The sequence below is a fragment of the Bartonella sp. AD328YNZD genome (assembly GCF_042196425.1).
In genome coordinates this window covers 1,793-9,676 of record NZ_JBHIQG010000071.1, presented here as the reverse complement: position 1 = coordinate 9,676, position 7,884 = coordinate 1,793, and the positions used below count along the sequence as shown (strand labels likewise).

Genomic DNA, 7,884 nt, shown 5'->3' with positions numbered 1-7,884 from the left:
TCATCATCAATGGAAATCCAAATACTTCCATCTTCCGCCAGTAAACGATGTAACAATTCTAGCCTGTCTCTCATAAGACTGAGCCATAGGGAATGCTCCAAACCATCTTCATAATGTTCAAAGACATTGCCTGTATTATAAGGCGGATCGATATAGATACATTTTACCTTCCCCATATATTCTTGTTCCAGCGCTTTGAGCGCGAATAAATTATCACCAAAAATGAGTTTATTATCAAAAATATCTTGGGTAGATACTTGGTGCGGAGCGTGATAAGATTTTTCAAGATCTTCCAATAAAATACGAGGTTCCAGTTTGGGGCGTTTTTCTTTTCCAATCCAAGTGAGTTCTAATTTTTGTTTATTATAACTCATGCGATCGCCCTTAAATTTAAACGCTTGTGAAAAGTAAACAGCTTATTCATGAATGGCTAGATTAGAGTCTCTTAACAATACTTTTAGTACCATCCGACAGCAATTTGAGCTTCTTCTGACATACAATCAGGTGTCCATGGTGGATCAAAAGTCATAGTGACTTCAACATATGAAACCCCTTCAACTGCACTAACTGCATTTTCTACCCACCCCGGCATTTCACCTGCAACAGGACATCCCGGTGCTGTAAGAGTCATTTCAATTTTTACTGAACGATCATCTTCAATATCAATACGATAAATCAGTCCTAGCTCATAAATATCAGCAGGAATCTCTGGGTCATAAACTGTTTTGAGAGCAGCAATAATATCATTTGTCATACGATCAATTTCGTCTGCTGGAATTGCTGATATGTAAGATTTTTTATTTTCGCTTACAGTTTCAACGGATTCTGTAGAATGACGCTCTTCAATTGATTCAGCCATTAAAAAATGTCCTTGTTTCTTGCAATGCTTCTACTAATTGATCTATATCCTCTTGAGTGTTATACATGGCTAACGATACGCGGCAAATAGATGCTAGACCAAAGCGCTGTAATAAAGGCTGAGCACAATGAGTTCCGGCGCGGATTGCAACTCCTCTTCTATCAATAAACATAGCGATATCATGGGCGTGAATCCCTTCAATTGTAAATGATATAATAGCTCCTTTATTGGGAGAATGACCATAAATACGCAATGACTCAACCATTTTAAGTTTTTCCTGCGCATAAGCTAAAAGGGACCTCTCATGGGCATGAATCGTGCTACAACCTTTCTCTTGTATATAATCAATAGCCGCTGCTAATCCAATAGATTCAACGATAGGAGGAGTGCCTGCTTCAAAACGGTAAGGAGGAGCATTATAAAAAACCTTATCGGTTGTTACCTCCTCGATCATTTCCCCTCCCCCTTGAAAAGGACGCATTTCTTCTAATCTATCTTCTTTACCATACAGAACACCAATACCAGTAGGTCCATAAAGCTTATGACCTGTAAAGACATACCAATCACAATCGAGATCTTGCACATCAACGGTTAAATGTACTGCCCCTTGAGAACCATCAACAAGAACCGGAATAGAATTTTGATGTGCTCGCTTAATAATCTCTTTAACAGGAGGCACAGTTCCTAATATATTGGACATATGCGTTATAGCAACAAGCCGCGTTTTTTCGCTTAAAGACTTTTGGAAATCTTCAATGTGCAGAACACCATTTTCATCGACAGGAACAAAAATAAGTTTAACACCTTTTTGTTCCCGAAGAAAATGCCAAGGAATAATATTTGAATGATGTTCCATAATCGTTAGAACAATCTCATCACCTTCCTTGAGTTTAGGCATAGCCCAACCATAAGCAACAGTATTAATAGCTTCTGTTGCATTTTTCGTAAAAACAATCTCCTCCGCTTTTTGTGCATTTAGAAAAACACGAACGGTTTCACGAGAATTTTCATAGGATTGCGTTGCTGCATTGGCTAAAAAGTACATTCCCCTATGCACATTAGCATAACTATAGTGATAATAATTATTCATTGCACTGAGTACTGATTGTGGTTTTTGGGCAGAAGCAGCACTATCAAGATAGGCTAATCGCTTTCCATAAACTTGATGGTGCAAAAGAGGAAAATCACGCCGAATTTCTTCTACATTATAAGTAAATGTTTGTACGTTATTTTCCATTTTTTCCACCTTAAACATTTTTTTCAAGCCATTTACCAATGATATTCTCCAAAATAATCTGAATATTATCTTGCTTGATGTCATCAATAAGCTCAGAGATAAATCCTTTGATTAAAAGTGCACGAGCCGTTTTAAATGGAATACCGCGCGCCATGAGATAAAAAAGATAATCATGATTAATATTAGCAACTGTTGCACCATGACCGCATGCAACATCATCAGCAAAAATCTCTAATTCAGGCTTTGCATTAAATTCTGCATCATCTGAAAGAATAAGGCTATTACAAGCCATGCGTGCATCTGTTTTTTGCGCTTTTTGAGAAACACGTATTATTCCTTGGAAAACACCAACAGCCTTATCTGTAACCACATTGCGTATAATTTCGGTTGATGTTGATTTTTCTTCCACGTGACGAACAGTCATTGTAAGATCACTATGTGTTTGTCCTGATAATAAATTTATGACGCGTAATTGAAAGTCAGATTCTTCTCCCTGTAATTCAATATCGATTTCTTGGCGATTTAATTGACTCCCTATATTAATGACATAAAGTGATAACTTCGCTCTTTGATCAAGAACAGCACAAAATCGACCAAATTGTGTAGAATTAAAATCACGATTGCGAATGAGAATCCACGTAACATCACTATCAGCAGCAACATTTAATGAAAATATTGAACTGACAAAGGTATCTTTATCATTGCCAACCTGATGTTCAATAAACATAACTTGACTATTTTTATCAACTTTTATATCCGAAAAAATATGAGATTGTCCCCCCATTTGTATATTTTGTAACTCAATGGGGATATTTAACTTTGTATTCTCAGGGATGTGAAAAAGCCAACCATCTGTAACAAAAGCTGTATTTAACTGTCCAATAAAATCTTCATCAGAAATGTTTTGATTTATCTGTAAAGAATTATCTTCTAATGCATCTGAAAGGCGTTTTACTGCAATATTGTCTATCTTTGACTCTATCGATGTTTTTCCATTGTTTATGGAGAAAACAGCACTTTCTGAAAGCAATGCATCAACCAATTGATTGTCTTGAACTTTTGAAAAATTGCTAATAGACTTCAGTAAGGTACGCAGATTGGTATAATGCCAACTTTCGATTTTACGGGAAGGAAGCCGTGTCGTTTGAAACTGCTCAATAGTTTTCTTGCGGATTTCCTGTACAGCTTTATCACCAGGTAAGTGGTTTACATACTGATTAAAATTACTGAGTATATTTTCTTCAACCGCTAACAAGTTTTGCTGTGCATTCATATTTAATAACCTCAAACCGCTTCCCTAATAAGATCAGCATACCCATTTTGCTCTAAATAAAGTGCTAAGGATTTATCACCGCTTTTGATAATTTGTCCTTTATAAAGAACATGTACCGTATCAGGAATAATATAATTAAGCAGCCGTTGATAATGGGTAATCACCAAAAATGAACGTTTTGAATCGCGAAGTTTATTAACACCATCTGCAACAATTTTTAGCGCATCAATATCTAAACCAGAATCCGTTTCATCTAAAATGCAAAGTGTAGGCTCAAGAAGTGCCATTTGTAAAATTTCAGCGCGTTTTTTTTCTCCACCTGAAAAACCTACATTTAATGGACGCTTTAGCATATCCATATCTATTTCAAGTTTGGCTGAAACTTCTTTAACACATTTTATAAATTCAGGAATTTTAAGTTCTTCGTCACCTCGCGCTTTGCGTTGAGAATTCATCGCAACTTTTAAAAATTCCATTGTTGCTACCCCTGGTATTTCCATTGGATATTGAAATGCAAGAAAAACACCATATGCAGCACGTTCTGCTGGATCCATTTCTAAAAGTGATTGTCCATTATAGAGAATATCTCCTTCTGTTATTTGATAATCATCACGACCAGCAAGCAAATAAGATAAAGTTGATTTTCCGGCTCCATTTTGTCCCATGATAGCGGCAACTTCTCCGTCTTGAACTGTCAAGTTTAAACCACGAATAATTTCTGTATCGGTTTCAGCAATACGGGCGTGCAAATTTTTGATCTCTAACATCATTTAATCCTGTTTTGGCTGTTTTTCAGATATCAATGCGTATTATTTTACCTTAGCATCCATCTACTTTTGTAATTACCATAGAGGTCATTTTTAGCATTATGTGCTACCGTTACAGCCTTGTTACATAAAGTCTTCTATTTATCTCATTAAATAAAATTATCCAACACTACCTTCAAGGCTAATACCAATAAGCTTTTGCGCTTCGACAGCAAATTCCATGGGAAGTTTTTGAATGACCTCTTTTACAAAACCATTTACAATTAATGCGATAGCTTCTTCTTCAGGAATTCCTCTTTGCATAACATAAAAAAGTTGGTCATCGGAAATTTTTGATGTTGTGGCTTCATGTTCAAACTGAGCTGTTGCATTTTTTGCTTCAATATAAGGAACTGTATGCGCACCACAATCATTCCCGATTAACAAACTATCACATTGCGTAAAGTTACGCGCATTTTGTGCTTTTCTATGCGCTGTAACTTGTCCTCGATACGTGTTATTTGAAAAACCAGCAGAAATGCCTTTGGAAATAATACGACTGGATGTATTTTTTCCTAAATGAATCATTTTTGTACCGGAATCAATTTGTTGATGACCGTTTGCAACAGCAATAGAATAAAATTCTCCACGCGCGTTCTCACCGCGCAGTAAACAGGATGGATATTTCCAAGTAATCGCAGAACCGGTCTCAACTTGTGTCCATGAAATCTTAGAGTTATCACCTCGACAATCTCCACGCTTCGTCACAAAATTATAAATACCGCCCTTTCCATCTTTATCGCCAGGATACCAGTTTTGTACTGTAGAATATTTAATCTCTGCATTTTCAAGCGCAATAAGCTCAACAACAGCAGCATGAAGTTGGTTTTCATCACGTTGGGGTGCTGTACACCCTTCAAGATAAGAAACATAGGAATCTTCAGCGGCGATAATCAATGTTCGTTCAAATTGGCCAGTGTTGCGTTCATTAATCCTAAAATAAGTTGAAAGCTCCATAGGACAACGAACCCCTTTGGGAATATAAACAAATGAACCATCTGTAAAGACAGCTGCATTTAAAGCCGCATAATAATTATCACTTATAGGTACAACTGTTCCTAAATATTCTTTAATAAGCTCAGAATGTTCAATAATCGCCTCTGAAATAGAACAAAAAATCACACCAGCACGTGCCAGTTCTTTTTTGAATGTTGTTACAACAGAAACAGAATCAAAGACTGCATCAACAGCCACCTGCCCCGATACAGACATACTGTCATCAAAAGTGGAGGGATCAGACTGTTTTCTTACTCCTGCCAAAATCTCTTGTTCTTTAAGAGGAATGCCAAGTTTTTCGTACGTTGCTAATAACTCAGGATCCACTTCATCCAAAGATTTTGGTCCTGTATGATTTTTTGGAGCAGCATAATAATAAAGCTCCTGAAAATCAATTTTAGGATATTCAAGACGCGCCCAATGAGGCTCTTGCATTGTCAGCCAACGGCGGTAAGCTTTTAAGCGCCATGTTAGCATCCATTCAGGCTCATTTTTTTTAACGGAAATAAATTTGATAATATTCTCATTTAAGCCTTTTGGAGCTTTATCGGTTTCAATATTGGTTTCAAAACCATATTTATATTGGTCAACATCTATTTCACGTACTTGGCGTATCGTTTCTTGTACTGCCGGCATAAATTTTCTCCATTTTTTGGCGTCAAAAACCGGTAACTAAAGTCTTGTTTTTTACAAGATTAAAGTAAGCAAGTTATCTCCTAGGCTATAGGTAAAGTGCAAAAATTTCAATCAAACTTATTTTATTTTTAAAATAATTCTAATTTTTATAACTTTCTGATGATAAATCTTCTCCTTTTTTCCTGCTTATAATTTGAGAAAAAAACGACAGAAAATCATCAATATCTTCAGAAGTTGTACCACGCCCTAGCGAAATGCGAATGGCACCATTTGGAACATGATACCCCATTGCCTCCAACACTTTGCTTTGTTTTACTTTTCCCGAAGAACAGGCAGAACCAGCTGATACAGAAAACCCTTCTAAATCAAAAGCAATTTGCATCGTTTCAGCTTTTATATTTTTCACGGTAAAGTAAGTTGTATTTGGCAAACGTTGAACTCTTTTACCAAAAATTTCAACATTTTTACTTATTTTTTGTAGTCCATCTTCTAATTTATTGCGTAAATATATTAATTGTTTTCTTTCTTCTTGCGTGAAACAATCAGCCATTGCTGCCCCAAAAGCAGCAATAAGGGGCAATGCTTCTGTTCCTCCCCGTAAACCTTTTTCCTGTCCTCCCCCGACAATAAGAGGATGTGGAGTGAGAAGATTACCACATGAAACAAAAGCACCTATCCCTTTAGGACCGCCAATTTTATGGGCAGACAGTATAAAAAAGTCTCCTCCTAACTGATGAATATCAACAAAATTTTTATCTACATATTGTGTCAAATCAACAACAAGAGTGCCTCCTAAATCGCGAACAACAGCAGCTATTTCTTTTAATGGTTGAACAACACCAGTTTCACTATTTGCAGCTTGAATAGCAACAAGAGGTAAACCTTTTGTTTTATCGTGAGCCGCTAAGAGTGATGTTAATTTATCTTGTTGAATGAGCCCATCTTGATCAACAGCAATGACGCTTATCAACTCTTTAGAAAAACGTCCTCCCTCTGCAACAGAGGGATGTTCAGTCGCTCCAAGGTAAAGATGAGAAAATTTAACTTTTGCTTTCCCAATATTGTAAAAGGGTGTTAACAAAGTCATTGCAGCTTCACTCGCACCAGAGGTAAATACCACGTGATCTGGATCTGTTTTAAGATTTTCAGCGATTTGCCGACGGGCCCTTTGCAACAAAGTTTTAGCCGCACGCCCTTCCTTATGAACCGATGATGGATTACCAAATATTTCTAAAGATTCCAGTAACGCTATCCGTGCCACTTTTTTGAGTGGTGTTGTTGCGTTATGATCAAAATATCGGCGTTTTATAACCATTTTACATCGCAATCATTAATCTTATGAATTGATTAAAAAAATAGCGCAATTTTCTTGAAAAGTGCACTAAAAAAAGAATATCTAATAATTATTTAAGAGATTCTATGGTAAAAGTCGACCAAGGTCAAAGAGAGCCTTTTATTGCATTAAGGAGCATTTTATGCCAGAAATTATTTTTAACGGTCCTGCGGGTCGGCTCGAAGGGCGTTATCAACCTTCACAACAAAAAAATGCACCCATTGCGATCATTTTGCATCCTCATCCCCAATTTGGTGGAACTATGAATCATAAAATTGTCTATGACCTCTTTTATATGTTCCAACAACGTGGCTTTACAACTTTACGTTTTAACTTTCGTGGTATTGGTCGTAGTCAGGGTGAATTTGATTATGGAATAGGAGAACTTTCAGATGCTGCTGCTGCTCTCGATTGGGTGCAAACACAACATCCAGATTCTAAGAATTGTTGGGTAGCAGGATATTCATTTGGAGCATGGATTGGTATGCAGCTTTTAATGCGCCGACCGGAAATTGAGGGATTTATCTCAGTTGCTCCTCAGCCTAATGTTTATGACTTTTCATTTCTTGCTCCTTGTCCCTCTTCTGGGCTTATCATTCATGGTGGTATCGATAAAGTTTCTCCCCCAAAAGATGTTCAAATACTTGTCGATAAGTTGAAAACACAAAAAGGTATCATCATCACACAAGAAATATTGGAAGAGGCTAATCACTTTTTCAGTGGATGTCATGAAGAACTTATTGA

At 36.7% G+C, this 7,884-nt stretch carries 8 protein-coding genes; 1 reads left to right on the top strand and 7 read right to left on the bottom strand.

The window, feature by feature from the left end:
- The 7 genes from ACFIO3_RS05140 to ACFIO3_RS05110 form a co-directional block, all read right to left on the bottom strand.
- On the bottom strand, positions 1 to 374 hold a 374-nt coding region (locus ACFIO3_RS05140; protein WP_375695748.1), incomplete at its 3' end, for a DNA methyltransferase.
- 83 nt (positions 375 to 457) lie between these two features.
- The gene (locus ACFIO3_RS05135) at positions 458 to 859 is read right to left on the bottom strand and encodes an SUF system Fe-S cluster assembly protein (RefSeq protein ID WP_273787976.1); all 402 of its coding nucleotides are present in this window, start codon (positions 857 to 859) and stop codon (positions 458 to 460) included.
- Positions 852 to 2,096, bottom strand: a complete 1,245-nt coding sequence (locus ACFIO3_RS05130) for a cysteine desulfurase (protein ID WP_375606859.1) — start codon at positions 2,094 to 2,096, stop codon at positions 852 to 854. The genes ACFIO3_RS05135 and ACFIO3_RS05130 overlap by 8 nt, the downstream gene beginning before the upstream one ends.
- Positions 2,097 to 2,106: 10 nt before the next feature.
- A complete protein-coding gene (gene sufD, locus ACFIO3_RS05125; protein WP_375606858.1) occupies positions 2,107 to 3,369 on the bottom strand; it encodes a Fe-S cluster assembly protein SufD in 1,263 nt (420 codons plus the stop codon).
- 11 nt (positions 3,370 to 3,380) lie between these two features.
- On the bottom strand, positions 3,381 to 4,136 hold the full coding sequence (gene sufC / locus ACFIO3_RS05120; RefSeq protein ID WP_375606924.1) for a Fe-S cluster assembly ATPase SufC: 756 nt from the start codon (positions 4,134 to 4,136) through the stop codon (positions 3,381 to 3,383).
- A gap of 159 nt (positions 4,137 to 4,295) precedes the next feature.
- Positions 4,296 to 5,807: a Fe-S cluster assembly protein SufB gene (sufB, locus tag ACFIO3_RS05115; protein WP_375615187.1), complete on the bottom strand. Its 1,512-nt coding sequence runs from the start codon at positions 5,805 to 5,807 to the stop codon at positions 4,296 to 4,298.
- A gap of 139 nt (positions 5,808 to 5,946) precedes the next feature.
- Entirely contained in the window at positions 5,947 to 7,122 is a 1,176-nt protein-coding gene (locus ACFIO3_RS05110) for a cysteine desulfurase family protein (RefSeq protein ID WP_375704163.1), read from the bottom strand.
- Between the two features lie 160 nt (positions 7,123 to 7,282).
- Here ACFIO3_RS05110 and ACFIO3_RS05105 point away from each other — a divergent pair.
- A partial coding sequence (locus ACFIO3_RS05105) for an alpha/beta hydrolase (protein ID WP_375704162.1) occupies positions 7,283 to 7,884 on the top strand: 602 nt, incomplete at its 3' end.